The organism is Vibrio sp. 1069 (assembly GCF_033340555.1).
Genome location: NZ_JAWOWP010000917.1, coordinates 1 through 525, shown reverse-complemented (window position 1 = coordinate 525; position 525 = coordinate 1). Strand labels below are relative to the sequence as shown.

Below are 525 nucleotides of genomic sequence, written 5' to 3'. Positions count from 1 at the left end.
GACCTAAAAGACAAATGGCAGCAAGAGACGCCATTGCCAATCACCGTTAAAGATACGGATTGCAAAGAAGCCCCAATTAAGACCGACCCCAAACTGCTCAAGCGCGCGTTAGACAACCTACTTCGCAATGCCATGCGTTATGCCGATAGCCAAATCATGTTAGAAGTGACCGAAGATGAAGAACACTGCATAATCAGCATTCATGACGATGGAAACGGTATTGATGAAAAAGACTGGCCTCACCTGTTTGAGGCATTTTACAGCGCCGACAAATCTCGTAATAAAAGCACCAGCGGCTTTGGTTTAGGACTTGCTATCGTAAGACAAATTATGGAATTGCAACGCGGCGATGTTTCTATTTCACACAGTCCTCTTGGTGGCGCCTGCTTCACCGTATCTCTGCCTAAATAACGGGCGAACAACGATAAAAGTTAAAGCGCAGTTCGCTTAGTTTCTGCGCTATTTTCTTCCTCATCCGCTCTTATTACATAAGACGACATTTCGATACAATCCATAGACAGAGAC

At 45.0% G+C, this 525-nt stretch carries 1 protein-coding gene; it reads left to right on the top strand.

Going from position 1 to position 525, the window contains the following annotated elements; translation table 11 throughout:
* The coding region (locus tag R7040_RS29800) for a sensor histidine kinase (RefSeq protein ID WP_318098093.1) at positions 1-411 on the top strand (411 nt) is incomplete at its 5' end.
* Between the last annotated feature and the right edge of the window lie 114 nt (positions 412-525).